20 protein-coding genes and 1 tRNA gene are annotated in these 26,396 nt (G+C 34.6%); 8 read left to right on the forward strand and 13 right to left on the reverse strand.

The genetic code is table 11. The features are described 5' to 3' along the window. Positions 1-221: 221 nt before the first annotated feature. On the reverse strand, positions 222-3,017 hold the full coding sequence (locus tag SJY30_RS11205) for a triple tyrosine motif-containing protein (RefSeq protein ID WP_396632266.1): 2,796 nt from the start codon (positions 3,015-3,017) through the stop codon (positions 222-224). 405 nt (positions 3,018-3,422) lie between these two features. Here SJY30_RS11205 and SJY30_RS11210 point away from each other — a divergent pair, with 405 nt between their 5' ends. Next, positions 3,423-3,671 (forward strand): hypothetical protein, encoded by a 249-nt coding sequence (locus tag SJY30_RS11210; RefSeq protein ID WP_396632267.1) that lies wholly within the window; start codon positions 3,423-3,425, stop codon positions 3,669-3,671. A gap of 64 nt (positions 3,672-3,735) precedes the next feature. On the opposite strand, the gene SJY30_RS11215 is transcribed toward SJY30_RS11210, so the two are convergent. From SJY30_RS11215 to SJY30_RS11225, 3 genes are all read right to left on the reverse strand, one after another. Next, a complete protein-coding gene (locus SJY30_RS11215; protein ID WP_209435205.1) occupies positions 3,736-4,014 on the reverse strand; it encodes a DUF427 domain-containing protein in 279 nt (92 codons plus the stop codon). A gap of 20 nt (positions 4,015-4,034) precedes the next feature. Next, on the reverse strand, positions 4,035-5,240 hold the full coding sequence (locus SJY30_RS11220; protein WP_396632268.1) for an alpha/beta fold hydrolase: 1,206 nt from the start codon (positions 5,238-5,240) through the stop codon (positions 4,035-4,037). A 275-nt stretch (positions 5,241-5,515) separates the two neighbouring features. Next, positions 5,516-5,597 (reverse strand) — tRNA-Leu (locus SJY30_RS11225). A gap of 128 nt (positions 5,598-5,725) precedes the next feature. Between SJY30_RS11225 and SJY30_RS11230 the strand changes: the two genes are divergently transcribed. Continuing rightward, positions 5,726-7,117, forward strand: coding sequence for a dipeptidase (locus SJY30_RS11230; RefSeq protein WP_396632269.1), 1,392 nt, complete (start codon positions 5,726-5,728; stop codon positions 7,115-7,117). A 177-nt stretch (positions 7,118-7,294) separates the two neighbouring features. Here SJY30_RS11230 and SJY30_RS11235 read toward each other — a convergent pair whose 3' ends face one another. Continuing rightward, the gene (locus SJY30_RS11235; protein WP_396632270.1) at positions 7,295-7,873 is read right to left on the reverse strand and encodes a PhnA domain-containing protein; all 579 of its coding nucleotides are present in this window, start codon (positions 7,871-7,873) and stop codon (positions 7,295-7,297) included. Positions 7,874-8,095: 222 nt separating this feature from the next. Here SJY30_RS11235 and SJY30_RS11240 point away from each other — a divergent pair, with 222 nt between their 5' ends. The 3 genes from SJY30_RS11240 (at position 8,096) to SJY30_RS11250 (ending at position 12,136) form a co-directional block, all read left to right on the forward strand. Continuing rightward, a complete protein-coding gene (locus tag SJY30_RS11240) occupies positions 8,096-8,461 on the forward strand; it encodes a BlaI/MecI/CopY family transcriptional regulator (RefSeq protein WP_396632271.1) in 366 nt (121 codons plus the stop codon). A gap of 2 nt (positions 8,462-8,463) precedes the next feature. Beyond that, positions 8,464-10,896 carry a M56 family metallopeptidase gene (locus SJY30_RS11245; RefSeq protein ID WP_396632272.1) on the forward strand — a complete coding sequence of 811 codons (2,433 nt, stop codon included), beginning with the start codon at positions 8,464-8,466 and terminating at the stop codon, positions 10,894-10,896. 136 nt (positions 10,897-11,032) lie between these two features. Then, on the forward strand, positions 11,033-12,136 hold the full coding sequence (locus SJY30_RS11250; RefSeq protein ID WP_396632273.1) for a DUF4407 domain-containing protein: 1,104 nt from the start codon (positions 11,033-11,035) through the stop codon (positions 12,134-12,136). 57 nt (positions 12,137-12,193) lie between these two features. Here the strand turns inward: SJY30_RS11250 and SJY30_RS11255 are convergent, their stop codons facing one another. Next, positions 12,194-12,322: a hypothetical protein gene (locus tag SJY30_RS11255; RefSeq protein WP_396632274.1), complete on the reverse strand. Its 129-nt coding sequence runs from the start codon at positions 12,320-12,322 to the stop codon at positions 12,194-12,196. Between the two features lie 423 nt (positions 12,323-12,745). Here SJY30_RS11255 and SJY30_RS11260 point away from each other — a divergent pair, with 423 nt between their 5' ends. Together SJY30_RS11260 and SJY30_RS11265 are read left to right on the forward strand one after the other, a co-directional pair. Further along, entirely contained in the window at positions 12,746-17,737 is a 4,992-nt protein-coding gene (locus tag SJY30_RS11260) for a translocation/assembly module TamB domain-containing protein (RefSeq protein ID WP_396632275.1), read from the forward strand. A 43-nt stretch (positions 17,738-17,780) separates the two neighbouring features. Further along, positions 17,781-20,051: a BamA/TamA family outer membrane protein gene (locus SJY30_RS11265; RefSeq protein WP_396632276.1), complete on the forward strand. Its 2,271-nt coding sequence runs from the start codon at positions 17,781-17,783 to the stop codon at positions 20,049-20,051. Positions 20,052-20,055: 4 nt separating this feature from the next. Here SJY30_RS11265 and SJY30_RS11270 read toward each other — a convergent pair whose 3' ends face one another. From SJY30_RS11270 to SJY30_RS11300, 7 genes are all read right to left on the reverse strand, one after another. Continuing rightward, positions 20,056-21,057 carry a metal-dependent hydrolase gene (locus SJY30_RS11270; protein ID WP_396632277.1) on the reverse strand — a complete coding sequence of 334 codons (1,002 nt, stop codon included), beginning with the start codon at positions 21,055-21,057 and terminating at the stop codon, positions 20,056-20,058. A gap of 93 nt (positions 21,058-21,150) precedes the next feature. Beyond that, on the reverse strand, positions 21,151-22,923 hold the full coding sequence (locus SJY30_RS11275) for a DNA mismatch repair protein MutS (RefSeq protein WP_396632278.1): 1,773 nt from the start codon (positions 22,921-22,923) through the stop codon (positions 21,151-21,153). 69 nt (positions 22,924-22,992) lie between these two features. Then, positions 22,993-23,346 carry an MmcQ/YjbR family DNA-binding protein gene (locus SJY30_RS11280; RefSeq protein WP_396632279.1) on the reverse strand — a complete coding sequence of 118 codons (354 nt, stop codon included), beginning with the start codon at positions 23,344-23,346 and terminating at the stop codon, positions 22,993-22,995. A 79-nt stretch (positions 23,347-23,425) separates the two neighbouring features. Further along, on the reverse strand, positions 23,426-23,785 hold the full coding sequence (locus SJY30_RS11285; protein WP_396635326.1) for a Dabb family protein: 360 nt from the start codon (positions 23,783-23,785) through the stop codon (positions 23,426-23,428). 53 nt (positions 23,786-23,838) lie between these two features. Beyond that, entirely contained in the window at positions 23,839-24,465 is a 627-nt protein-coding gene (locus SJY30_RS11290) for a DUF4230 domain-containing protein (RefSeq protein ID WP_396632280.1), read from the reverse strand. Then, on the reverse strand, positions 24,458-24,817 hold the full coding sequence (locus SJY30_RS11295; RefSeq protein ID WP_396632281.1) for a DUF4260 domain-containing protein: 360 nt from the start codon (positions 24,815-24,817) through the stop codon (positions 24,458-24,460). The genes SJY30_RS11290 and SJY30_RS11295 overlap by 8 nt, the downstream gene beginning before the upstream one ends. A 2-nt stretch (positions 24,818-24,819) precedes the next feature. Next, positions 24,820-25,566 carry a cyclase family protein gene (locus tag SJY30_RS11300; protein ID WP_396632282.1) on the reverse strand — a complete coding sequence of 249 codons (747 nt, stop codon included), beginning with the start codon at positions 25,564-25,566 and terminating at the stop codon, positions 24,820-24,822. A gap of 488 nt (positions 25,567-26,054) precedes the next feature. On the opposite strand from SJY30_RS11300, the gene SJY30_RS11305 reads away from it, so the two are divergent. Continuing rightward, on the forward strand, positions 26,055-26,345 hold the full coding sequence (locus SJY30_RS11305; protein ID WP_396632283.1) for a GIY-YIG nuclease family protein: 291 nt from the start codon (positions 26,055-26,057) through the stop codon (positions 26,343-26,345). Positions 26,346-26,396: the final 51 nt, after the last annotated feature.

Below are 26,396 nucleotides of genomic sequence, written 5' to 3' on the forward strand. Positions count from 1 at the left end.
AGATAATCGCTTATGCAATTTACAATATGCAATTATCAAATTGTAAATTTTTACCACTACAAAAAACATACAATACAAAATAAATGGCTCAAAAAAGAGATTATGATAAACAAAGTCGTGAATTATCAACTAAAAATCAGCAACAAAACATACACCACAAATACATAAAAACAGCTATTGTTGTGGTAATGTTGTGGTGTTTTTGAGTATTGTAGTGGAGATTATAAATTAATGATATAGTCTGTTAATCCAGTTTCGTGCGGAAGATTCATTTTTTTACGCAGGCGGTATCGTTTCACTTCAACACTTCTGACCGATATATTTAAAAGAGGTGCAATTTCTTTAGAAGACAGGTTTAATCTTAAATATGCACATAATTTTAAATCATTAGCAGATAACTCAGAATGCTTTTCTTTCACCTTTTTCAGAAAATCTTTATCTGCATTATTAAATGCACTTTCAAAAAATTTCCAGTCATCTGCATTGTTAATATTACTATCTATTGTTTTAATTACAGATTTTATCAGTGGAATATCACTACTATCTTTCAACTTTTCTTTGATAGTATTCAAAAACTCATTCTTTTTTATAATACTCATTGTAGAAATAGCTAGTTCTCTATTTTTGCTTTCTACAAGTTCTTGCAGCTGTTCATTCTTTATTTGAACTATCTTTCTTTGATTTTTCAGCTTTTTACGTTTCAACCTCTTATTATTCTCCTTGACAAGGTTCCTTTGCTGTTTCTTGTAATAATCCTTGTACATCTTATGAATTAAAACAGCTAGGAAAGCACCTAATATCATATAACCCAACAGCGCCCAGTAAGAGATGTACCATGGTCGTTCTATAACAAACCTATAAGAAGATGTATTTTTGGTTAATTCATTACCTACTTTTCCTCTAACCTCAAATTCATAGGAACCATAAGGTAAATTATTAAAAGAAACTTCTGACCCAGTATCCCAATTACTCCAATCATTGTAAAAACCGTCTAATCTATACTGGTAATAAACCTCAGTGAATTTATCATATGATGTAATGTTATAATTGAAGCTTAGACTATTTTGATCATATGCATACTTGTCATTGTCTTTAAAGGCGACAGGAACGCTTAGAGCATTATAAGCCTTACGTAAAACACTATTAAGACTGATATTATAATCTTGCATTTTAACATTACTAAGATTTAAAGTAACGTAACCATTAGAAATTCCAATTAAATACAATTCATTTTCTAAATGAACTACAGATTCAAAACCAAGAACTCCCATACTTCTTCTAAAAAAATTGGGAATAGATATTTTAATACTTTCTGGTTCTTCACTTAAGTGCCCTGTAGAAACACTAATAATATTATCATCTGTAAAACCCCATAACCTCTCAAAATCATTAGTAGATTTTAGCACCCCAAGAATACTTTCATTTTTAGTGAAAAATTTACTGGTCAACAATGTATCTAAAACAAAGTTATTCTCTTTAGCACTAAACTTGAAAACACCGTTAATAGTAGAATATACTATATCGTTGTTATATCTCAACAAGCTTGATCCGTTACCTTTCGATTCAATTTGCTTGACATCTAAAGCTGATGTATATGTTGCATCTACCTTTATGTCAAAAACACCTTTATAATCGTGGTTAACTAATATTCGATGATTATCCACAAACTCAAAAAATCTACTTGAGCTATCAAATCCCGTTATATTATTTCTGTATTTCCATGCTCCGTTTTTAAATTCAAGAATACTCAACCCTTTGTAATTACCTTGAATTAGTAACTCTGAATTTGTTTTTATAGGTTGAATATCCCAAGTACCTGGATAATCTGAAATAAGGGTAGCAGTATCATTTTTAACAACGTAGGTACCTTTGTGATGCCCACAAAACAAAGTACCGTTAATTTCTTTTAAAATCCATACCTGACCTTCCGTACCTTTGACTAGTTTAAAGTCTTCCTCCTCGTCACTTTTATAAAACAGTCCTTGATTTGTACCTAAATACAAAACATTATTCATTTTCTTAGCAGTATAAACCACTCCTAGAGCACCTATATGATCTATATATTCTTTAAACGGAGAATCTAGATTTAAAACACTTAACCCATTATCCAGACCCAGCCATAAATTATGATCATCATCTTGAAATAAAGAAAGAACTGTATTATTGTTAAGTCCTTTTTCTTGATTTATATGTTCAACTATTTTTCCGTCCTTATCTAAATGATAAATACCTTTTGAAATAGTTCCCAGAACAAAAGTCCCATCATTTAAAATCAGAGAACTATAAACTTTTACTGCTGACAAATCTATCTCTGATTTAATCTTCCATTTTTCAAGATGACCATCTTTCAAGTATAAAAACGCTCCATTTTCAGTAATAACTAACATATTATCTCCAAATGGAAATGCACCAACAATATTATTATTTTTAAAGATAAAATCATCGGAAACCAAGAGTGGTTTGCCATTTTCTAAAGTGAAAAAACCTTTATCCTTTATTTGAAAATAGACCTTCCCCCCAACTTCAAAAATTTTTGCTCTTGTATTTTTTGCATTTAATATTTCAAAATAGCCTGTTTTAGAATTATATATATAAATCCTATCTAAAGATTGAAACAAAACCCAATCTTTAAACTGAGTAATATTCCAAAAGTCTTCATCGTCAATTAATGGCTCATTTAATTCAGAGGATAACGAACTATAATTTAAAACCCCTAAATCATCCTTTTCCCAAAAGCCGAATTCCATGTAACCTCCAGTATAAATTTTGCTTCCAATGGATTTTACAGATTTAACAGGAGTACCAAAAGGAGCCTGATATAATTGCCAAGTAGTGCCATTAAATGCTAACAAGCCACTATTATTTGCAACATATATAGTTTGATCTTCTGACTGGCTTAAATTCCAATTTTGATTACCGGCATTATATTCAATAGGAGTATAATTTTGAATAGGAGATATTTCTTGAGCAGAAACAAATAAAGAATACAAAAGAAAAATGTAATAATACGGCTTCATGATTATTTTTAGGAAAATCAAAATTAGTTGCATTTAAATATAATGCATTTATAACGAGAGAAGAACTGAATACCGTTGTATGTTAAATCAAAAAAGACATAAAATATGACTTGCTAGATTTTCTTTCATTCATAAAACTAAGTATCGAGAAAGTCTAAATTACATTCATTCAAAATGATATTTCAAATCTAACATTTATAGTCATCTTATATTTACCTAGGTCTTAATTTTGATTGAAATAGTAATTTCATTTTCGATTAAAAACACCTGAAAATACCGCTTATGTTGCTTTTAACAAAGTATTATTTTTAAATAATCTAAATACATACTACTGAAAAACAGTTATTTAAATTGCTTCTAAAGGATGAAGGGTCTAGTTTTAATATGAATTTAAAACGGAAGATTATGTCGATAAGATTTGGAAATAGTTGTGTTAATTGTGATAATTTGGTTGAAGGCAATACTTGTAAAGTGCACGGCGTAAAAGTAGGAAATAGTTATACGTGTGATAGTTTTGAAATGAAAGCCACTTTAAAAGATGACACCAATTGTGTAACCTGTGTAAAGTTTGAAACAAGTGATTGTGCTAATCCACAAAAGGCAGCACCTGGTATGTCTTGTAGCCATTGGGCACCACAAAATGCTACTGCATAAATGCAAAAAATATTTAAGTGAAAAATTTAAAGGTCAGCCAAAAGCTGACCTTTTTTAATATAAACTATTTTACTTCTACGCCTTTCCAAAAAGCCACATAACCCTTAATTCCCTTGGCTAGTTCTGAAACTTCAGGATAATACCATGCAGCATCTTTATTAACATCTCCATTCACTTCAATATCATAATACGACGCTACTCCTTTCCAAGGGCAGTTTGTATGGGTCTCGGTACCTTTAAAAAATTCTTGTTTTATTGCTGTTGGAGGAAAATAATGATTTCCTTCGATCACTACTGTGGCATCACTTTCTGCGATTACCTCGTTATTCCAAATTGCTTGTATCATATCTTAAATATTTAATTCTATTTTAATTCCGTTAATACTGTAGAACCAATCGTTAAAGTTTTATGTACAGGACATTTATTAGCAATCTCCAATAACCGCTGACGTTGTTTTTCATCTAGATTACCGAACAGTTCTATTTTTCTTTTAAAGGTATCTATTTTCTTAATCATTGCTGTGTTTTCAGAATCTGGGGCATGCTCTTTGCCATAATCAACATGTACTATTATTCTTTGTAAATCCCATTTTTTTCTAGTGGCGTACATTCTCAATGTCATCGCTGTACAAGCTCCTAATCCCGATGAAACATAATCATACGGAGAAGGACCAAAATCGTTTCCACCAAAATCAGTAGGCTCATCTGCAATCAAAAAATGATTACCAGAAACTATTTCAGAGGTAAAACCTTCATTACCTATACTCACCGCTACTTGATGAGCAGTCTCTAAAGGTGCTCTCTTAGGAATATCCAAATAACGCTCTGCCCAACCGGCAATAACATTACCTACATATGTAGAATCTTCATTATCCGTCAAAAGATGATCCGCCTTATCTATTGAAATAAAGCTTTTAGGATGATGCGCGTATTGATAGAGTTCTTTTGCATTTTCAATACCCACAATAGTATCTTGTGGCGAATGAATGACCAAATATGGTTTTCTCAAGTTCTTTAAAACCTCTTTCATAGGTTTTGACTCAATATCATCGATAAAATCTTTTTTAATGGTGAAGTCTCTACCGCCAATATTCACTTTTGCTTTTCCTAACGCATTTATTTCCTCCACATTAGATTTAAATAAATGTTTTACATGAGCTGGTGAAGATGGAGCCCCAATAGTTGAAACGGCGACAACAGATTCAAGCTGAGAAGCTGCGAAAATAACAGCTGCACCACCAAGCGAGTGTCCAATTAAAAGAGAAGGAGCCTTATAATTTTCTTCTAAAAAATTAGCCGCGTGAATAAGATCAGAAACGTTCGATGAAAAATTAGTGTCTTCAAAACTACCTTCACTATCTCCTAACCCGGTAAAATCAAATCGAAGTACCGCAATACCTTTATTTACTAGAGCTCTTGATATATTACGAACGGCAGAAAAATTCTTGTTACACGTAAAACAATGGGCAAAAATTGCATAACTATGCGCCACTTGATTGTTAGGCACTTCTAACCTAGCCGCTAATTGTTTTCCTTCAGAATTTGTAAACGATACTTTTTCGAACCCCATAATTATCCTTTCTACTATTTGACTTAACCTATAGCATTAGAAGTAAATAAAGGTTAAAACTTACAGATCTGTTTTAAAAGGGAAGTTCTAAAGTGCTTATTTAAAAAGTTCATCCATAAAAAAAGCCTCTCAGTTTCCTGAAAGGCTTCTCGTTGTACAGGCGGAGAGACTCCCTTCGGCTGCGCTCAGGATAAACTTCTCATCTCTCCGAATAGAATCTCCAATATTTTTTTCCATAAAAAAAGCCTCTCAGTTTCCTGAAAGGCTTCTCGTTGTACAGGCGGAGAGACTCGAACTCTCACACCGCAAGGCACTAGATCCTAAGTCTAGCGTGTCTACCAATTCCACCACGCCTGCATACTTTCCTAAATCACGATATGTGATTATCGGGGTGCAAATATAATGCAAAAAATCAATTCTCTAAATTTTAGCTATTTAAAAATTACGCTTTTTGTACTTTTATCGAAAGTCATATAAAAAAGTACATGAAAAACGTAAAGAATTATATAGCGGAAAATAAGGACAGATTTTTAAACGAAATCATAGAACTACTTAAGATCCCGTCTGTTAGTGCAGATCCTGCTTATTCGCAAGATGTTTTAAATACCGCAGAAATGGTAAAAACTAGATTAGAGGGTGCGGGCTGCGATATTGTTGAAATTCATGAAACAGCCGGTTACCCGATAGTTTATGGCGAAAAAATTATAAATAAAGACCTACCAACCGTACTGGTTTATGGTCATTATGACGTACAACCTGCCGAACCATTAGAATTATGGACTTCACCACCATATGAGCCAGTTATTAAAAAAACGGACTTACACCCGGAAGGAGCCATTTTTGCACGTGGTGCGTGTGACGATAAAGGGCAAATGTATATGCATGTAAAAGCATTGGAACTTATGGTGAAAACCGACCAGCTACCATGTAATGTAAAATTCATGATCGAGGGTGAAGAGGAAGTTGGCAGTAATAACTTAAGCATCTACGTAGCCGAGAACAAAGAAAAACTGGCCAACGATGTTATCTTAATTTCGGATACGGGAATGATTGCCAATGATGTCCCGTCTATAACTACAGGTTTACGCGGACTAAGTTACGTTGAAGTAGAGGTTACCGGACCTAATCGTGATTTACATTCTGGCTTATATGGTGGCGCTGTTGCCAACCCTATCAATATTTTGACAAAAATGATTGCTAGTCTACATGACGAGAAAAATCATATTACCATTCCTGGTTTTTATGATAAGGTAGAAGAGCTTTCTGCTGAAGAAAGAGCTGAAATGGCAAAAGCACCTTTTAGTATTGAAAAATACCAAGAGGCTTTAGATATTGAATCTGTTTACGGAGAAGAAGGATATGCTACCAACGAACGCAACTCTATCAGACCAACATTAGATGTTAATGGTGTTTGGGGCGGATATACTGGCGAAGGTGCAAAAACAGTTATTGCTAGTAAGGCTTTTGCTAAAATATCTATGCGATTGGTACCGAACCAAGATTGGAAAGAAATTACCGATTTATTCAAAACACATTTTGAAGCTATTGCTCCAAAAGGTGTGAAGGTGGTTGTAAAACCTCACCATGGCGGACAAGGGTATGTAACGCCTATTGATACCATTGCATACCAAGCAGCATCCAAGGCTTATGAAACTACCTTTGGTAAAAAACCGATACCGCAACGTAGTGGAGGTAGTATCCCCATAGTTTCTCTATTTGAAAAAGAACTAAAAAGCAAGACCATACTAATGGGCTTTGGTTTAGATAGTGATGCCATACACTCCCCTAACGAACATTTCGGAGTATGGAACTATTTTAAAGGAATTGAAACCATTCCTTATTTCTATGAATATTTTACTGAGATGACCAAGAAGTAAATGGTTGACAGTTGAACATAAAACGTCTTTGCGAGTTTGGCGAAGCAATCTGTAACTTTAAAACACGAAACTTACAGATTGCTTCGTCGCTAAAAAGCTCCTCGCAAAGACGTTTATTTTGTTCTAGAAGTATCTTTTATAGATGAGATACTGATTTTAAGAACCTACAATCAACAACTAAATTTTCTTCACATACTTTGTAATGATAACCATCATGGTTGGTCCTACCTTACCTTCAATGTATTCTGCATTTTCACGATCTAAAGAAATTCTACGAACCGCGGTACCTTGCTTGGCTACTTGGCTAGAACCTTTTATTTTTAAGTCTTTAACCAAAATCACACTATCGCCATTTTCAAGAATTACCCCATTTACATCTCGGTGAATTATTTTCTCGCTTTCTGCTAATCCTTCGCCAGTAGCTTTTGCCCAATCTAAAACCTCTGGTTCCAAATACATCATATCCAGCAAATCTTTAGGCCAGCCTTCAGATTTTAATCTAGAAAGCATTCGCCAAGCTACAACTTTTACTGAGTCATATTCACTCCAGATACTGTCGTTCAAACAACGCCAATGGTTTGCATCCATCTGCTCCGGGTCTTCAATTTGGGTACGGCATGTTTCGCAAGCCAAAATACTTGAATCGACTCCACTAATAGAAACCGGTTCTACTTCAAAAACCTCTAAATTATCGATTCCCGTACATAATTCGCAAGTGGAGCCACTACGCGCTTCCAAATCTGCTAATACACTCATATTATTGGTTGTTTAAGAAAACAAACTTACATCTTTTAAGTGGGTCAATTGGACCTTTCCCCAAAGAATTGGGGTCGGGCTATACATTACAAGTACACTTCGCAAAAAGCGAATGCGGGCTTTTCATTACTATCCCTAAGGCAAAAAACAAAACTTACTCTACATTTGTAGAATCAAAATATATGTTCTATGTTTGTAGAACATACTCTAGACTTGTAGAAAATGCAGTTATCCAAATCAGAAGAAGAATTAATGAATATTCTATGGAAGCAAAAGAAGGCTTTCATGAAAGATTTGCTCGATGCTTACCCAGAACCCAAGCCTGCCACTACAACGGTTGCCACACTTTTAAAAAGAATGACCGACAAGAAGTTTATTGACTATAAAAACTTTGGTAGAAGTAGAGAATACTTTCCGTTAGTAAAAAAGAAAGATTACTTCTCTAAACACGTTAACGGACTCATTAAAAACTTTTTCAATGATAGTGCCAGTCAGTTCGCATCATTTTTCACTCAAGAAACCAATTTAAGCAAAGCAGAATTGGAAGAACTGAAAAAACTAATAGATGTTGAAATAGAAAAGAAGTAATTATGGAAATCTATTTTTTAAAATCTGCCGCATGTATGGGCATCTTCTTGCTTTTTTATAAAATCCTTTTGGAGAATGAAAGTATGCATCAATTTAAAAGATTCTTTCTATTAACTGCAATCATCGCTTCTTTTATAATACCACAAATTGTATTTACAGAATATATTGAAGTAAAACCCACCACGGCAGTAACTCAAATTGTATCCATAAATGAACCCCAGAATATACCACCAATAGTTCAGGCTATTGAAAAATCGCCCATGAATTGGTCTTTAATACTATGGACTATCTACGGACTAGGAGTTGCAGGATTCTCATTTCGCTTTATGTTTAATCTACTTAAAATATGGAAACGTATTCGTAATAATCCAAAAACGAAACATAGTACTATCTATAGAATCCTATTAAAAGAACACCTGCCGCCACACACTTTTTTAAAGTACATATTTCTGAACAAACAAAAATTTGAGACCAAAAGCATACCTAATTCTGTGCTGCTACATGAAGAAACCCATGCTATACAAAGGCATAGTTTGGATGTTCTTTTTCTGGAGGTATTGCAAGTGGTATTCTGGTTTAATCCGTTGATTTACGTTTACAAAAAAACAATAAAACTAAACCATGAATTTTTAGCAGATAGTGCTGTACTAAATGGTCAAGAAGACCACTTAAACTATCAAAATACATTACTGTCGTACTTATCAAACGACAATTTTAACACCCATCAATCAGTTGGCATTGCAAATGCCATAAATTATTCATCAATCAAAAAACGATTCATCATCATGAAAAAACAAACCTCAAAAAAAGGAATTGCAATTCGAAGTCTATTGTTGCTACCTGTATTGGCTTTAATGCTTTATGGTTTCAGTCAAAAAAATGTAATAACTCAAAACACTATTAAAGACATTAATATAGAAATCACAAAAACTGGAGATTTACTTATCAATAATAAGCCAGTAGCATTAGAAAACCTTTCGACAGAAGTTCTAAGAGCCAATCAAAATTTCGGTCCTTACATCATAAAAAACTATCTAACGGCTCATATTCTTTATCATGAAAATCAGTATGGATTAATTGACCAAGTTCAGACAGAACTAGCAGCTATAGGTATTTCTAACATTGAACATTTTAGTAAAAGAACTACGAATATTTTTGGCAAAAACGGATTTCAAGCAAGTGAGTATCATGGAAAAACAGTAGATGAAGCAAAACTTATCAGAAAGAACAATGTATTAAATGAGCATAAAACTGATGTCAATCATGAACCATTGTTAGAAGTAGCCTGGATAGAAGTAAAGAATGAAAATGAAATTTGGTTCAATAATCAACTTGTTCCTCTATCAAAACTAAATGAAAAGATAAAGGTGGAATTTCCATTAGCTATTGAAAACAATAAACTATCAGCGCAAATTTATGCTACAGAGGTTATTAATTCTGGTTTTACAGATGCAATTACCAAAGAATTAAGAAAGCTAAAGACAAAAAGCATCACTATTTTTTCAGATAAGTATATCATGCCTAAAAACGAATATGAAGAAATTGTTGAGATAACACCTGAAACTGTTATTTTAAAAACTAACGATATTATTTTACAAGAGATTGCAACAAAAAAACAACTTTCCACCTACAATGCATTAGCTAAAAAATACAACACCATGATTTCCGAAGGCGGAAACATTCGCATTCTAAAATCAGATGTTGATCAACTAACATATATCTACGGATTAATGTCTGAAAAACAAAAAGTGAATGCAGAGCCATTCCCTGATTTCCCGGAGCCACCACCTGCTCCAAAGGCACTTAAGTCCCCAAACACTTCTGATTATGCAGATGCTGAAATTGAAAGGATTATAGCAACTCAAGACACATACGATGGAGAATTATTTCAGCACAAAGAGAATAATTTACCTCATAATAACACTGCCTATATCAACACTTATGAAGAGCTAAAATATGATGAGAAGAAACCAGAAAACACTAGAGTATACATTTATAACTCAAATAGCTCCAAAACTAAAAACAACCCTAGTCTAATGGAATATTTACGCTCACTAGAAAAACAAAATGCCCAATTCTATTTTGAAGGTGAAAAAATATCCTCAGAAGAAGGTTTTGAAATTATAAAGTACGAAAAGGACATTAAAATTCAAACTCTACCTTATACCAACAGACCACCAGAGATTAAAATTTACAAGAAAACTAATACCGATCTTATTCCACCTCCGCCATCTCCTCCTACTCCACCATCTCCATTAGATTATGCCATTGATATGGCAAAAAAAGGAGCAACATTCTTCTATGAAGGCAAAAAGGTTTCGTCTGACAAAGCCATTGACCTACTAAAGAAAAACAAAGCGTTAAATATAGAATCTAGAGAGAAAAATGGCAAAGCAGAAGTAAGAATTACCAAAGAACCTGTAACAATAAGATAACCACAGCGTCAAACATATGTTAAAGCCCTCTTTACGAGGGCTTTTTCAGTACCAAAAGTGAAATAGTTACGTTCACCCAGTATACATCATCATCAACTTACCCGCCATTAAGTGTGTAAGAATCAAATCAATCATCATGATACAAAACTTCTTTATTCTCTGCTCAGGGGCAGATGCCGATCTTTTAAAAACCTGCTCTAAAGGTGAACAAAACAAATATGCAGGTATTGGCGCTACCGTATTTTTTACAGCGGTAATGGCTTTTATTGCTAGTAGCTATGCATTATTCACGGTTTTCGACAATGTGTATGCCGCAGCATTCTTCGGTTTCATTTGGGGATTATTAATATTCAATTTAGACCGTTTTATAGTTGCTACCATTAAAAAAAGAAACAATTTTGGTCAAGAGTTTTTACAAGCTACTCCACGTATCATTCTCGCTGTCATAATTGCCATAGTAATTTCAAAACCCTTGGAAATGAAAATTTTCGAGAAGGAAATAAATCAGGTACTATTAGAGCAAAAGAATGAACTTACCCTTGCCAATAAAGACCAACTTGCATTGCAATACACGCCAAGGGTTGCGCAATTGAATCAAGATATTACCGATTTAAAATCAGAAATCGCGACTAAAGAAAAAGAAACAAATGCGCTTTATGATATTTATATCAATGAAGCCGAAGGTACTGCCGGAACCAAACTGCTAGGCAAAGGTCCCGTTTATGCTGAAAAACGAGATAAGCATGATGCCGCCCTTGCAGAATTACAGGCGTTAAAAACCACTAACAATGAAAAGGTATCGGCGATAGAATCTCAAATTGCAGTTTTAAACACTGAATATGCCGAAGTAGTAAAAAATTCGCAACCCATAATAGATGGTTTCGACGGATTAATGGCTCGAATTACCGCTTTAGACGAATTGCCGTGGTTACCTTCTTTCTTTATATTTCTATTGTTTCTGGCTATTGAAACATCACCGATTATTGCAAAATTACTTGCCCCCAAAGGAGAATATGATATTAAACAAGAAGAGGAAGAAAGTGTACTTTCTACTTGGGTAGAACAAAAATTGGCACAACGTCAACTTATAGCTTCAACTGACGGAGAAATTAATCAAAAAATATATGAAGATTTAAAAGGTGAAGAAGAATTGTACGGCTATAAAAAGAAAAAGGCAGAAGAACTACTTCGCCTACAAGCCGATAGTTTTCATAAAATTCAGACCAAAGGATTAAAATAAAAAAGCCAATATTACTATTGGCTTTTAGTGATTTGGGGGAACTACCTGAACAATTACCTATTTTGCCATAGCCTCTAAAATTAGTTCAGAACAAGTAATATTAAAATTGCCGATTTCGAAAATTTCATCTTGGCTAACGGTTTCAAAATAACCTAAACATTGTTTTGCGTTGACTACTTTTTTCATAGACCTTACTAATAATACTTTGTTTGTTAATCGTTACTTACACTTCAAAGATATGGTGACGGTCTGGCTTTAAAAGACCGTAGCTGCCAAATCAGCGGTATGTGTAGACGAAATACCGTTTTGCATAGATGTGCTATTACTAACACCTAATTATATCAAGAACAAACAATAGTCTTCGATCAAATAAAAACGCATACAGATAATCTTCTTTTCAAAAAAGCTAAATTTATCTATTGGTAGGTTTAACTTTGCTGTTTTATGGCATCACTTAAAGAATCCAAGAAAAAAAAGAGAAGGTTTTACAACCTCGTTATTATAATAGTACTGCTGATTATAATTGCTACAGGTTTTATGGCTCAACTGGGATAGTATTGCCCAGGTTTATAATTGAATGTTAGTATTCAATCACTCAGTATTAACGAAATGGCCAATATAAATCCGAAATTTAAAAAATATCTAAAACGACTAGGAAAAACAGCTCTTGGTCTCTTGTTTCTATTCCTCATATTAATTTTAATAATTAGAACTCCTTGGGCGCAGAACTTTATTGTTTCAAAGGTCACTGGTTCCATATCAAACAAAACCAATACTAAAGTAGAGGTTGGTAATTTATACCTCACCTTCTTAGGAGACGTTCAAATAGAAAATATATTTCTTGAGGATAAAAAGGGAGATACTTTGTTCTTCTCCAAATCATTGCAGGCAGATATACCTATTTACCCACTTGTCTTTCAAAATTCTTTAAATGTAGATGATGTCATATCGAACGGCGTAGTTGCTAATGTTAGTCGAGCAAGCAACCCCGATGAATTTAATTTTACATTTTTGATCGATGCCCTGACCACACCAACGGATACTACTACAACTGCCAGCGAACCAATGAGTATTACTGTGGGCAATTTAGATATAGCCGATTGGAAGTTGAAGTATAACGATACCTATTTAGGAACGGATATGAACTTAGTACTTGGTAAACTAGATATCGATGTATCTGAATTTGACCTAGATGCCATGAAATTTTCTTTAGATGATTTTGAGCTTAGCGATACTGAGTTTACATATGTACAATCCCAAGCCTTTCCAATAACAGAAGACACCACTAGTACAGCCCTACCATATATAGAAGTTGAAGATTTTAATGTAAAAAATGTTCATATCAACTACGATAGCCAATCTGGTGGTTTACAAACTAAATTACAATTAGGCACTATTGAACTTACAGATATACTAGCAGATGTTTCTAAGAATAGTTACGAGACAGATGACTTTGTTTTTCAAAATTCAAAAATCGACCTTCAAATAAATAGTGAAGAAGCAGTAGAAACTACCAATAATACAGCTGAATTTATATGGCCCGAATTTATCATTGCAGCCAACGATATTGATATTTCAAAAAATACATTTAGTTATTCATTAAATGGTAACCAATATAAAACTGAAGCCTTCAACCCAAAAGCATTTAAAATTGAAAAGCTACAACTGCTAGCTGAAGATTTAAAGTACCAACCAAAGAAATTCAATCTAAACCTTTCTGATTTCTCCTTTTCAGAATCTAGCGGCATCAGGTTAAATCAATTGACATTTAATGTAGGTTTGACCAATACCAAAGCGTCACTTTCAGATGTGGTTTTTCAAATGAATCAGAGTTCTGCAAATGCAGATTTTAATATACGGTTTAGTTCTTTGAAAGGAGCAATGAAAAATCCTGAGAAAAGTACTTTGTTCGCACAAATTTCAGACCTTAATTTAGAACTTGACGATCTACTGAGATTTCAACCTTACTTAGCTCAAAATCAGTATATAGATTCCCTATCCGCATATCCTATTAAGGGGAATTTAAAAGCTGAGGGGACCTTGAAAAAAGTAGATAATTTCAATACAGAACTACAATGGGGCAAAGACACCGAACTTATTGCAGAAGGCAGTATAAATAATCTTACAGATGCAGATTCCCTCAATTACAAATTGAACAATATTAGCCTTCACACTACCAAAATGGCTATTAATAAAATAATATCGTCCAAAAATTTAGGTATTTCTATTCCAAAAACCATAGTTACAAAAGGGAGTTTATCTGGTGGAACAACATGGGCAAACCCCAATTTAAACATTAAAATACCAGAAGGAAACGCTAACATTAATGCCCTAGTGGATTTTGAAAATATCATGAAATTCGACGGCACTGTTTCAGTGGATAGTTTAGAGCTGGGGCAGCTGCTACAAAACAATCGAATGGGTAACATTTCACTTGATGTAAAAGCTAAAGGATCAGGTAATGAATTAAGTAATTTTAATGCTAATATCAACGGTACGGTTTCGCAATTTCAGTACAGTGGATATACCTATAAAGAAGTGAGTATTAATGGTTTTCTAAAAGACGGAAATGGCGATGTAACAGCCAACATAAAAGATCCAAATTTGAACATGAAAGCTAATGCAGAAATGGTGCTTTCAGCAGAAGAAAATGATATTACGTTCACTTCAAATATCATTGGCGCAGATTTACAGCAGCTTGCCCTTACAAAGCAAAACATAAAAATTGCGGCAAATATCAATGGTAATTATAAAGGCAATCCATCAAATTTCAGGATCAAAACAACTATTGATGACGGTATTGCCATTGCAGATAACGAACAATATCAAGTTTCTACCATACTTTTAAAAGCCCACATTGAAGATACTATTACCGACGTTTCTGTTGAAAGTAACTTCTTGAACGGGCAATTGGCATCAAACACATCACCCAATAGAATTACTAATGCCTTAAAAAAACAAATGGCGAATTACTTCTCTACAGACGGCAGCACATTTGAAGTTGAGGATGATATTGACGCGAAATTGGCTCTCGCAATTATTCCAACTCCGGTTCTTTCTAAAGTGTTTTTCAACGGAGTAGAAGATTTAGACTCTTTGAATATAGATGCAAGTTTTAATTCTAAAAATAGAAAAATATCCGCAGAGGTTAAAGTACCGCATATTGCTTATGCAGGCAGCTCTGTTGATAGTTTAAATGCATTCATAAAAGGAGATGCCGTTGACCTTAGGTTCTCGGCAGGTTTGGCAGATTTGATTTATGAACCCGTTCACCTAAAACAGACTTATTTAAAGGGTAATTTGAGTAACAAAGAGCTTTTGCTTGATTTTACATCCAAGAACGACTCTGTTCAAGTAATGCATATAGGTTCTAAACTCGTTTTTCAAAAGGATACCTTAAAACTACAAATTGATTCTAAAGATTTGACATTAAATAAAAAACAATGGCAAATACCTAAGGATAATAATATCGTTATAGCCGATAAATATTCAGACTTCAAGAATCTAATTTTGTCCAGAAACACACAAAAACTTGAAATTTCAAACAAAGTACCGAAAATGAAGGGCGAACATATTGGCATTCTGTTCGAGAATTTTCAGTTACAGACATTTCTAAGCTTTTTGAATCCTGATGAAGCTCTTGCAAAAGGCAACGTAGAAGGTAATTTTGTTATTCTTAATCCATACTCGGCCTCTGGTTTAATTGCCGATATCGATATAAAAGATTTTCAAGTAATGCAAAACCCGTTAGGTACGTTAACCTTAGACGGATCCTCCAAATCTTTATCAGAATACGACTTCGACCTTGCGGTTAAAGATGGTGGTGCTAACCTCACCTTGACAGGAGACTACAAGGCTACGGAAGATGCTGCGTATTTAAACATGGAACTTGATATTCAAAAGCTACAGGCTAGTGTTGTTGAAGGATTTTCTAACGAACAACTAACAAACGGTAGTGGTTATTTAGATGGTAGCTTATTGGTCAAAGGCACACTTACCCAACCTAAATATTCCGGAAGAATAAATTTTAATGAATTTGGCATAAGCTTAAATGCTTACAAGTCTGCATTGCTCATTGACAATCAAAGTATTGATATCGATCAAGATGAAATCACCTTTAATGACTTCTACATAAACGATGTCAACCAGGGTAAACTAACCATTGATGGTAACGTTACTACAAAGAGTTTTGCAAATCCTACTTTTAATTTGTCTCTGATGACCGATCAGTTTAGAGTATTGGATTCTAAAAAAGGAGATAATGAACTCGTATATGGTATTGCAAGTATACAGGCAGATTTAAAAGTACAGGGTAACTTAGAATTACCGATTGTAGATGGAAAATTACGTATTCGTGATATTACGGATATTACCTATGTTGTACCACAAGACCAATTGGACATTCAAGAGCGTGACGGGGTTGTTATTTTCGTAAACAGGCAAAATCCCGATGCTATTCTTACCAGAACAGATGAAGAAACTACCGAATCTTTTTTTGCCGGCATGGATATCAATACCATATTGGAGGTTGGTGAAGAAGCCAAATTCACTATTGTTCTCGATGAGAAAACACAAGATAAATTACAGGCATCAGGTAGTGCAACATTGAATTTAAATATTGATCCAAATCAAGATATACGTCTCGCTGGCAGATTAGAATTAAATTCAGGCTTTTATAGAACAAGCCTGTATAATCTAGTTAGCCGTGAATTTCAATTACAAAAAGGCAGCAGTATCGTTTGGAGTGGAGACCCTTATGATGCCAGAATGGATGTTACCGCCATATACGAGATAGAAACCTCGGCATCTTCGTTAATGTCATCTATTAGTTACGGTACTGACAACAGCGCTTCAGGCATTTATCAGCAGGCGACAGACTTTTTGGTATACTTGAATATCGACGGTCAATTAACTAAACCAGAAATTTCATTTGCTTTGGACATGCCCGAAAACGAACAAGGTAATTTTGGTGGTGCGGTTTATGGTCGTATTCAACAATTGAACGAGCAAGAAGCTGAATTGAACAAACAGGTGTTTTCGCTATTGGCACTCAACCGATTTTATCCTACTTCTGGTAGTGATGGTAGTAGTGGCGGTGCTATTTCCATTGCAAAAAACAACGTCAACAAAGTACTTTCAAACGAACTTACCGCTATTTCAAGTAAACTACTGGGCAATACAGGTTTTGAGCTTGGTTTTGATTTAGATAGCTTTGAAGATTATGAAAGTGGTACCGCAGAGAGTAGAACACAGTTAAATATTAATGCCAGTAAAAAACTATTCAACGAACGCTTGATAGTAACGGCAGGTAGTGCCGTAGACGTTGAGGGCAGCGCATCATCTAGCGATACCGAAACCCCTATAATCGGTAACGTTACCTTAGAATATTTATTAAGTGAAGAAGGTACGTATAGAATTAAAGGTTTTAGAAAACAAGAATATCAAAATATTATAGATGGACAGTTGATCATAACCGGTGTGGCTTTTATATTTAACCGCGAGTTCAATAAATTCAGTCAATTATTCAGCCCGATAAAAGATAAGAATTCCGATAAAAAATCTCTGAAAGAGGATAAGAAAGAAGAGGACATTGAAAAATAAAAAAACAACATACCTTAATCTATGCTGCATAATACTATTATTCATGCATTCTTGTGGAATAGAGAAGTATATACCAGAGGGTGAGCAACTATATACAGGATCAACTCTTGAGTTAACTACAGAAAGTAACAGTAAAGACGAAAAAGAAATAAAATCAGAACTACTAGGTCTTATTGAGCCCAACCCGAATACTACGTTTTTAGGAATGAAGCCAGCTTTGTTCTTTCATTATAAAGCGCAGCGAGAAAAACCAGGTTTCATATACAAATTTCTAAACAAATCTTTTGGGGAAGAACCTGTATATTTTTCAGATGTAAACCCAGAACGTATAGAAGAATTGATACTGAACCGACTGGATAATAATGGATTTTTCTACAGTAGATCAGCATCTGAAACGGTCATAGATGAGAAATTTGCCTCTGTAAATTATTCCGCCAAGTTACCTGTTCCTTATGTATTGGAGAATTACAATCTAGAATCTGACACCTTACCCATATATAAGGAAATAGAAAAAATGCTACCTGAAACAGCTCTAAAGAAAGGAGACCGTTTTGACCTAAATCTATTAAAAGCTGAAAGAATACGTTTGAATAATGGACTAAAACAAAGGGGGTTTTATAACAGCCAAGAAGACCTTTTGATTTTTGAAGCGGACACCAATCAATATAAAAATCGCAAGTTCGATTTATTTCTCAGGCTTAAAAAAGATGTACCAGCGCGTGCATCTATTCCTTACACTATAGATTCTATTACTGTTTATCCAAATTATACTATTGAGGACGACACATTACCCTTGAATGAAAAAAATACTACACGGGTTAACGGTATCGATTTTATTCAAGAAGAGCTTTATTTTAAACCAGAACTCTTAGAGTCGTATTTATTATTCAATAAGGGAGATTTGTACAATGCCAACACGTCTAAACAAACAAGCAACAGATTATCTGCATTAGGCAGTTATAAGTATGTAAATATACAATACACCGAAATAGACACCACTGCAACCGATGGCAATGGCGGTTCGTTGGCAGCAAACATTTATTTGGCTCCATTGACCAAAAGGTCTATTAGGGCAGAGATACAGGCCGTATCTAAATCAAATGGATTTACCGGGCCAGGTGTTTTATTAAGCCATATCAATAGAAACATTTTTAATGGGGGCGAAACCTTTAGTGTTTCCGCCAATTTCAGTTATGAATCGCAATTATCAAGTGGTAATAATTCCAGTTTAAGCAGCATTGCCGGTGGTATAAGCGCAGACTTGGTCATACCTAGATCCGTACCATTATCTCCTCGCAGGTTTCAATATGCAGTACCCAAGACAAAAATATCCCTAGGCTACGATTTTTTACAGCGCAGCCAATTGTTTACTCTAAGCTCAGTTAATGCTTCTTTTGGCTATACATGGCAAGAAAATCAATATGTATACCACACCCTAGACCCTATTAGTATCAACTACTCTAAACTTTCTAACGTAACCAATGACTTCCAGACCATACTAGACGATAACGAATATCTCAGCCAAAGTTTCGAGCAGCGCTTTATTGCAGGCTTATTGTATAGTTTTACTTACGATGAAGTTTCTAAATTAAGTAAAGAGGCACCAATATATTTCGCTACAAATGTTGATGTAGCCGGTAATCTTCTGGGTCTTATTAGCAGTGGATCAGAGACTGTATTCGGTTCTACTTATGCACAATATGCAAAGGCAGATGCAGATTTGAGACTATATTTGCGTTGGCAAAAAGAACGCACCTTAGTTTCTCGCATATATGCCGGTTGGGGTGTGCCTTATGGCAATAGCACAACGCTACCCTTTATAAAGCAATTTTATTCTGGAGGTCCCTATAGTGTTAGGGCCTTCAATATTCGTTCTTTGGGTCCGGGTAATTTTAACGCAGAAACCGAAAACGCCACTACAGATTATTTTGACCAGTCTGGAAACCTAAAATTAGAAGCCAATGTTGAATATCGTTTCCCTTTGTTTTCTTACCTAAAGGGTGCCTTTTTCATTGATGCAGGTAATGTTTGGTTGACAGGTGACTACTCTGATATCGAAGCCGACCAAAGAAACAGTAGTTTTTCAGAAACACTTTTTACCGATGGTAAATTCGAAAAAGATTGGTTAAGCGAAGTAGCCGCAGGTGTAGGTTTTGGTGTTCGTTTAGATATTCAAAGTTTTGTGATTCGGTTAGATTTAGCTTCGCCACTGCGTATACCCTATTTAGATGAAAACGAACGTTGGAATGTACCTTTCTTTGGAAATGCTGATAATAATATGACCTTGAATTTTGCGATAGGTTATCCGTTTTAAGAAGCTAATTGCCCCAAATACGTTGCCACAACGCAACCATTAAACGTTTGGCGTCTCTTTTAAACTTTGGTCTTTCTTCCAAAATTAAATCATCTCCATTAGGTACTAATTTATAACTGAATGCAAACTGGGTTTCATTATTGTCTAAACTAATAAGTCCGAATCTTAGGTCATTAAAATACAGCTGCCCATCATTTTCGGTAATCGTATACCAGCCTTCGGTTATTTTTACAAGTCGCTCTATTTTATCGTTACCAGACCATTTACCCAGTAATTCATGATTTTTAGGATACGATATAAACGAGATAGGCTGCGTATCAAAGAAAGAATAATCTCCCATTAAGTAAGCATCTTCAGTATCTATATTTGCCATCCACAATACCGTATTCAATGGTGCAGGGCGGGTATTCATTTCATTATAAGAAATACCTTGTTCCTCAAGCGCATTTTCAAATTTCTGAAAAGCGATACCTTTTAAAACTAATGTTAATACTAAATATGATGTACTAACTAGGAGTCCGAGTTTTACATACTTTCTGCGTTTTACAGACGTCCTATTTTGAAACATGGCCAATATCAAAAAAATGATAAACGGAACTGTATACAATGGATCGATCACAAATACACTTTGAAACGCCAGCCTAGTTTTAAATGGCCAGAATAATTGTGTGCCCCAAGTAGTAAATGCATCTAACAACGGATGCGTAAAGAGCCCCCAGAACATGAGCCAAGACCATTCATTCCAAGTAGCCGATTCTCTCTTATTTATTTTCCAGGCCAACCAACCAAAAATGGGTGCACATACTATTGAAAAGAAAATAGAATGACTAACTCCCCTATGCCATTCGGTAGCCGTAACGGTATCTAGGAAATAGCGTGTTATTACGTCTAAATCGGGAATTGTACCTGCAATTGCACCATAAAGCATAGCCTTATTGCCCACTTTCTTACCAAGAACCGCCTCGCCCATTGCTGCGCCAAGTACAATTTGTGTTAATGAATCCATATGATGCAGAGCCCCCTAGCCCCCAAAGGGGGAATTAATAGTTATTGATATTATTTTTAATAATATTAAAATTTAATTTCTTGACTTTCAGTTCTATTCTATAATCCCCATCTTCTTTAACAAAAAAGAAGCGTTCATATTTTGACAAATACCATCTTTAAAGGTGTAATCGAAATGTAGTTCGTTATCTATGATTTCTGCATCAAAATAATGGTTTTTTACCGCATCATATTCATTAGCGACTTCGCAAAGACTAAGATCATGTGTAGCAATAATGCCAGTAGATTTACTCTTTACCAAACGCTCTACAAACTTTCTTGAACCCAATGCCTTATCAGTACTATTAGTTCCCTTTAAAATTTCATCTAAAACAATAAAATAGCAATCTGTTTGTATTTCGTCTACAATGTATCTAAGTCGTTTTAATTCTGAAAAGAAGTAAGACTCATCATCTGTCAATGAATCTGTAGTACGCATACTGGTAATTAGTTTTATTGGGGAATAACTTACGGATTCAGCACAAACTGGCAACCCAACATTAGCCATCATAATCTGTAATGAAACAGTTCGTAAGAATGTACTCTTACCAGCCATATTTGCACCGGTAATGATAAAGAACTGTCCGCCATCAATAGTAATATCATTTAATACACTTTTTGCTGGATCTAACAACGGGTGACCTGCATTTTTAGACTTTAATACCACTCCGTCATTGGTAATCGTAGGATATGTAAAATTCGGATGGTTAAAAGCAAAGTTCCCTAAACTACTATAGGCATCAAAAAATGCGATGGTATTGAACCAAATTTCTACACTTTTACCATGCGCATCAATCCATTTTTCAATAGCAAGACAATCAGTTAATGAGCGAAGGAAAAATCCGTTTGCAAATATTAAATAGAGTAGATTATTATTACGGTCTAGGTTGCTTAAAAGTGATGCAAATTTCTTTAGAACTTTAGAATTATGTTCACCATTGCTTAAAATGTTTTCCTTTTGTTTTTTCAATAGATCTGATGTAAAATCAGTCTTTTCTATCATTGCCAATAGTTGATTGTACTGGTCAAAAGTAGATTTCATTTTGGTAGCACTCTGTCCTAAATTGGTTACCTTTTTTGTAAATAGGCCAACAATGATCATACCTAGAACCAACCATGAAATCAATACAGATTCCGGTAGGTAATCCAAAAAGTATGCAATAAAAATAGCCACTGAAATAATTGAAAATATTAACGGAATAAATTTCATTGCCTTTGGTACAAAAGACTCGTAATTCTTTAACCATTTGGCAATAGTATGTGTAGAAGTTTCCGTTTTCGTTAACGCCGCCATGGCGGAAAACTCTTGTCGCCAATCGACTTTTTCATCAATTTCAGCAATTGCTTCTTGTTTATCGGCAATTTCGTTTATCGAATTCTCCTTATAAATATCGGCTAATAAAAGGCTGCCTTCAGCAAGTTTTGTCCTATTCGAAATTTGATAAAAAGAACCTTCACCAAACAAGTCTATATCTTGGCTGAAAAAATGAATGTCATCGACAAATTCTTTTCCGTTAGGTAGTTCAGAGTAATCTCTCTTCAGTACTTTAAGCTCTACTTGATTGAGATTTCTCAATTCTTCAATTTTAGCTTTTTGAAGTTTTAGATTTGTGTACTTACTTACTAAAAATAAGAACAATGGTATACCAACAAATAACACGGCAACCACATATTTGGCATTTACCGAAGCAAAATAAAGTGCAGCTATTGTACCTAAGAATATCAGTAATCGTAACGTGCTAAATAAAAAAAGTTTCTTATTCAAGGCTTCAATAACCTCTTCAAACTTTTGTACGCGTTGGGTGTAAAATTCTTCTAAATTATTCATGAATATCAACCTATTATAGAAAAGGTAAAGATAGCCTTAGAAAATGGTTTCTATAAATGGAATGATGAATTAAAGTGCCTCCAACTCCGCCTTCACTTTCTTAGTCAATTTAGAAACCACCAAATTGTACGAATGATTAACAAGTTCTTTTGTAAGGTCTTTAGATATTTTGTCTAGGTATACGGTATTCCAATGCTTTTTACTCATGTGCCAACCTTCAATAATGCCATCATGCTCTTCACGAAGTGCTATAGCTCTTTCTGGGTCGCATTTTAAATTAACGCGAAGCGGAACATTATCCAAGCCACAAAGGGCAAACATTTTACCCATAACTTTGAATACCAGCGTCGTCTCATCAAAAGGAAAAGATTCTGTTACTCCTTTCTTTGAGATACAATAATCTCGGTATTCTTCAACATTCATGCTATTGAGGTTTTAGAACATAAATTAACTTAAGGTCAAATACAATAAACAGTACCCGACCTTAAAATTATGGTACTTTTTAAATACCTGTAGAATCGTAAACGATGACCTTAGACCACAACTTTTCAGATTCGGCAATAAACACCTTGTGTGGTGCTTCATCTTGGTATGCTTGCTGAGATTCAGCAGAGTCGAAACTTACGATTAAAGAATACGTAAATGAACCATCTACCACATCTCTACTCGCTTTTGGCGGCTTGCCAATAAATTGTGTTTTAGCATATGCCGAGTTATCTAAAAACTTACGTAAAGAAGTTTCAAAAGCAGTTCGGTCTGCTTGATTATCAGGGTTTTTCAACCAAAAAAATACAGTATGGGAAAAATTAGCGTCGAATTCAGTCATTTTATCATCATTTTGACCAAAAGTTACAGAGGTCATTAGTGTTATTGCAAGGATACAAATTACGTTTTTCATAATTAAATCTTAGTTGTTTATTGTTTTTCTTCGAGTAATTCTATTTGTTTTTGCGGAATTTTAAGTGCGGAATAATCTAATGTCCAACCTATGGTCTCAACAATCTTTTCCATAATCAAAACTGTTTGCAAGGCTTCTTTTCTTGCGTTATCCATTAGTCCGCTTTCAGGAATTTTTTCCTTTATATGCGATTTGGCTTCCGCATTTAATTTGGTCAGATCATCTGGAGCAAAAAAGTTAAAAAATCCACTTTTAATATCGTAAAATTCCAGTTCTGGTTCAATACTCAATACTTCTGGTTGCGGAAAATTATCAAGAACTATTTTTTTCTTTTTCTCATCGGCATGCATTAAAAGTTTACTTAGATCATAACCAATATGTGCTTTAGCTTTTATAACTACTAAAGCCTTCTTTTTACTACTCACCAAACTCATGAAATCTTTTACATTTTCATACTGGTAGATTTCTGCAAATTCCCCTTCTACAGATATCAATTTGCAAACACTTTTCATCTTCTCTAACAATACGGTAGATTGGTGTGTTGTGATCTCTTTACTTTTCTTGCCTTTAAAAAAATTAAAAAGCCAATACATGCCAATAGCCCCTAAAACCAGACCGAGAATCGTATCAAATATATTATCCATTGTTATTACCTATTTCGCCTAAATGCGTAAACTTAAACCCTTTATCATATTTGAGTCCGTAACCAAAGATACGGTCCATGGCGGTATGTATAAAAAGAATTGTACCTATTAATTGTATTATAGGTAACATAAAATAAATACCTACAAAGTATAATAGTACGGCGAATCCCCTATGGTGAAAGGTATTATAACACACTGCACCAATTTTGGAACCTAGTAAATAACCCAACATTGAAATATCTGGTGTAAGTATCAAAACTGGCAACCACCACCATTGATAACCTAACAAGCCGAACATAAAAATACCGAGCACCATTAAGGCGAGTTCCTCTAATTTTAGTAGATTTTTCATAATTATTCTATTTTATAAAGCACCGGTCTGCTTGGGCTAGCGTCATTCTCAAAAGGTGCCACCTGCAAGTTTACAAAGTACGAACCATCAGTAATGGAATCTGTAACATATATGAACTCCGTAATGGTAGCGTTCAATCTCACCTCTGAATTGAAGTTCCAAAATGCCTTGTGTGCCAGAAGCTTGCCATCATCTTTTTCCTTGTCTACAGATGGCAAGTCGATCAACAAATGCTCCACTCCCAATTCTCTTATAAACACCATCGCATCTTCTAATATGTAGGGCGGGTTGGTATGCGAATACTGCCTATTTTGTTTTGATGCCTGATTAGGAAGCGTTCTTATCACTAGTGCCTTTGGTGTATTATCGCTAAGTGCATTTTCAATTTTATCTTTTGTGATGACCAAATCTCCTTTTTCTTCAGATGGTGTAATCGTAATCACCTCAGCCAAAAAGAAAAACTGTTTTAAATGCTGATTTATAGATTGATGCGCTGCAGAAATATGACCAACACATTCGGTATGCGTACCATGAGAATGCGGATTGAAAGATATATCATAAAAATTGGTGCTAGAACCTGCCGCAATACTTCCTGTAAAATTAGTTTCTCTATGGGGCTCTATTGTTGGAGCATCAACATACCAAGCGTTTACGTTATCATCTTTATTAGTGATTGGTATGGAAATATCTAGGGGTTTAGACAAGTCTATTTCGTACTCGTTGGCATTATAGGTTATGGTAGTCTTCATTGTCTTTAGCCTCAATTTACATAGTAGCTTTGAGATAAGAAATTTACAAATTTTTGGGCGGTTATTTCGAAGGATTTTAGAAGAGGTGAATATTCGTGTCCCTAGCCTGTTCTCGATACAATTTTATGCTTCCATTACATTGCAGCTTAAAATCACTCGAACTGACAGTACGTATTATACCAACTCTGACAAATAGAATATTTCAAGTACTAATGTCACTTCGAGGAAATTTTTGAGGTACGAGAAAATTTACCTGCCCGCCGTTGAGGAGGGTATCAAGAACTCGCATGTTCCAAACCTGTTCTCGATACAATTTTATGCTTCCATTACATTGCAGCTTATAATCACTCGAACTGACAAAACGTTTAATATTAACCCTAACAAAATGATTGTTTCCAGTACTCTTGTCACTTCGAGTGAATTTTTGAGGCACGAAGAAATTTGTATCGAGAACTCGTTTGTGACCATCTAAATCGTAAATTGAAAAGGTGATCACTTACTATGTTTATATATTGGAATGTGCCGACAGCACTTTTTACACCGGCATAACCTCTAGACTAACTCAAAGGTTAGAATCACACCAATCAGGTAAATATAAGGACAGCTACACAAGCAAAAGAAAACCTGTCACTCTAGTCTATTATTGTGAATTCACTGACCCCAATATCGCAATTGAAACCGAAAAGCGTATTAAAAAATGGTCAAAAGCTAAGAAAAGAGCGCTTATTGCAGGAGAATACGACGAATTGCCGAATCTTTCGAAAAAGAAGTTTAAATAAAGACAATGGTGAATTCGTGTTCCAGACCTGTTCTCGATACAATTCTTAATT

The organism is Maribacter sp. R86514, from assembly GCF_044597005.1.
Classification (GTDB): domain Bacteria; phylum Bacteroidota; class Bacteroidia; order Flavobacteriales; family Flavobacteriaceae; genus Maribacter.

Coding starts and splice junctions, on each gene's coding strand:
- SJY30_RS11285 (WP_396635326.1), bottom strand. CDS start 23,785: ATGACCTCTGTAACTTTTGGTCAAAATGATGATAAAATGACTGAATTC.
- SJY30_RS11230 (WP_396632269.1), top strand. CDS start 5,726: ATGAAAAACGTAAAGAATTATATAGCGGAAAATAAGGACAGATTTTTA.
- SJY30_RS11255 (WP_396632274.1), bottom strand. CDS start 12,322: ATGAAAAAAGTAGTCAACGCAAAACAATGTTTAGGTTATTTTGAAACC.
- SJY30_RS11240 (WP_396632271.1), top strand. CDS start 8,096: ATGCAGTTATCCAAATCAGAAGAAGAATTAATGAATATTCTATGGAAG.
- SJY30_RS11210 (WP_396632267.1), top strand. CDS start 3,423: ATGTCGATAAGATTTGGAAATAGTTGTGTTAATTGTGATAATTTGGTT.
- SJY30_RS11265 (WP_396632276.1), top strand. CDS start 17,781: ATGCATTCTTGTGGAATAGAGAAGTATATACCAGAGGGTGAGCAACTA.
- SJY30_RS11295 (WP_396632281.1), bottom strand. CDS start 24,817: ATGAAAAATCTACTAAAATTAGAGGAACTCGCCTTAATGGTGCTCGGT.
- SJY30_RS11250 (WP_396632273.1), top strand. CDS start 11,033: ATGATACAAAACTTCTTTATTCTCTGCTCAGGGGCAGATGCCGATCTT.
- SJY30_RS11275 (WP_396632278.1), bottom strand. CDS start 22,923: ATGAATAATTTAGAAGAATTTTACACCCAACGCGTACAAAAGTTTGAA.
- SJY30_RS11280 (WP_396632279.1), bottom strand. CDS start 23,346: ATGAATGTTGAAGAATACCGAGATTATTGTATCTCAAAGAAAGGAGTA.
- SJY30_RS11270 (WP_396632277.1), bottom strand. CDS start 21,057: ATGGATTCATTAACACAAATTGTACTTGGCGCAGCAATGGGCGAGGCG.
- SJY30_RS11205 (WP_396632266.1), bottom strand. CDS start 3,017: ATGAAGCCGTATTATTACATTTTTCTTTTGTATTCTTTATTTGTTTCT.
- SJY30_RS11290 (WP_396632280.1), bottom strand. CDS start 24,465: ATGGATAATATATTTGATACGATTCTCGGTCTGGTTTTAGGGGCTATT.
- SJY30_RS11220 (WP_396632268.1), bottom strand. CDS start 5,240: ATGGGGTTCGAAAAAGTATCGTTTACAAATTCTGAAGGAAAACAATTA.
- SJY30_RS11235 (WP_396632270.1), bottom strand. CDS start 7,873: ATGAGTGTATTAGCAGATTTGGAAGCGCGTAGTGGCTCCACTTGCGAA.
- SJY30_RS11260 (WP_396632275.1), top strand. CDS start 12,746: ATGGCCAATATAAATCCGAAATTTAAAAAATATCTAAAACGACTAGGA.
- SJY30_RS11245 (WP_396632272.1), top strand. CDS start 8,464: ATGGAAATCTATTTTTTAAAATCTGCCGCATGTATGGGCATCTTCTTG.
- SJY30_RS11300 (WP_396632282.1), bottom strand. CDS start 25,566: ATGAAGACTACCATAACCTATAATGCCAACGAGTACGAAATAGACTTG.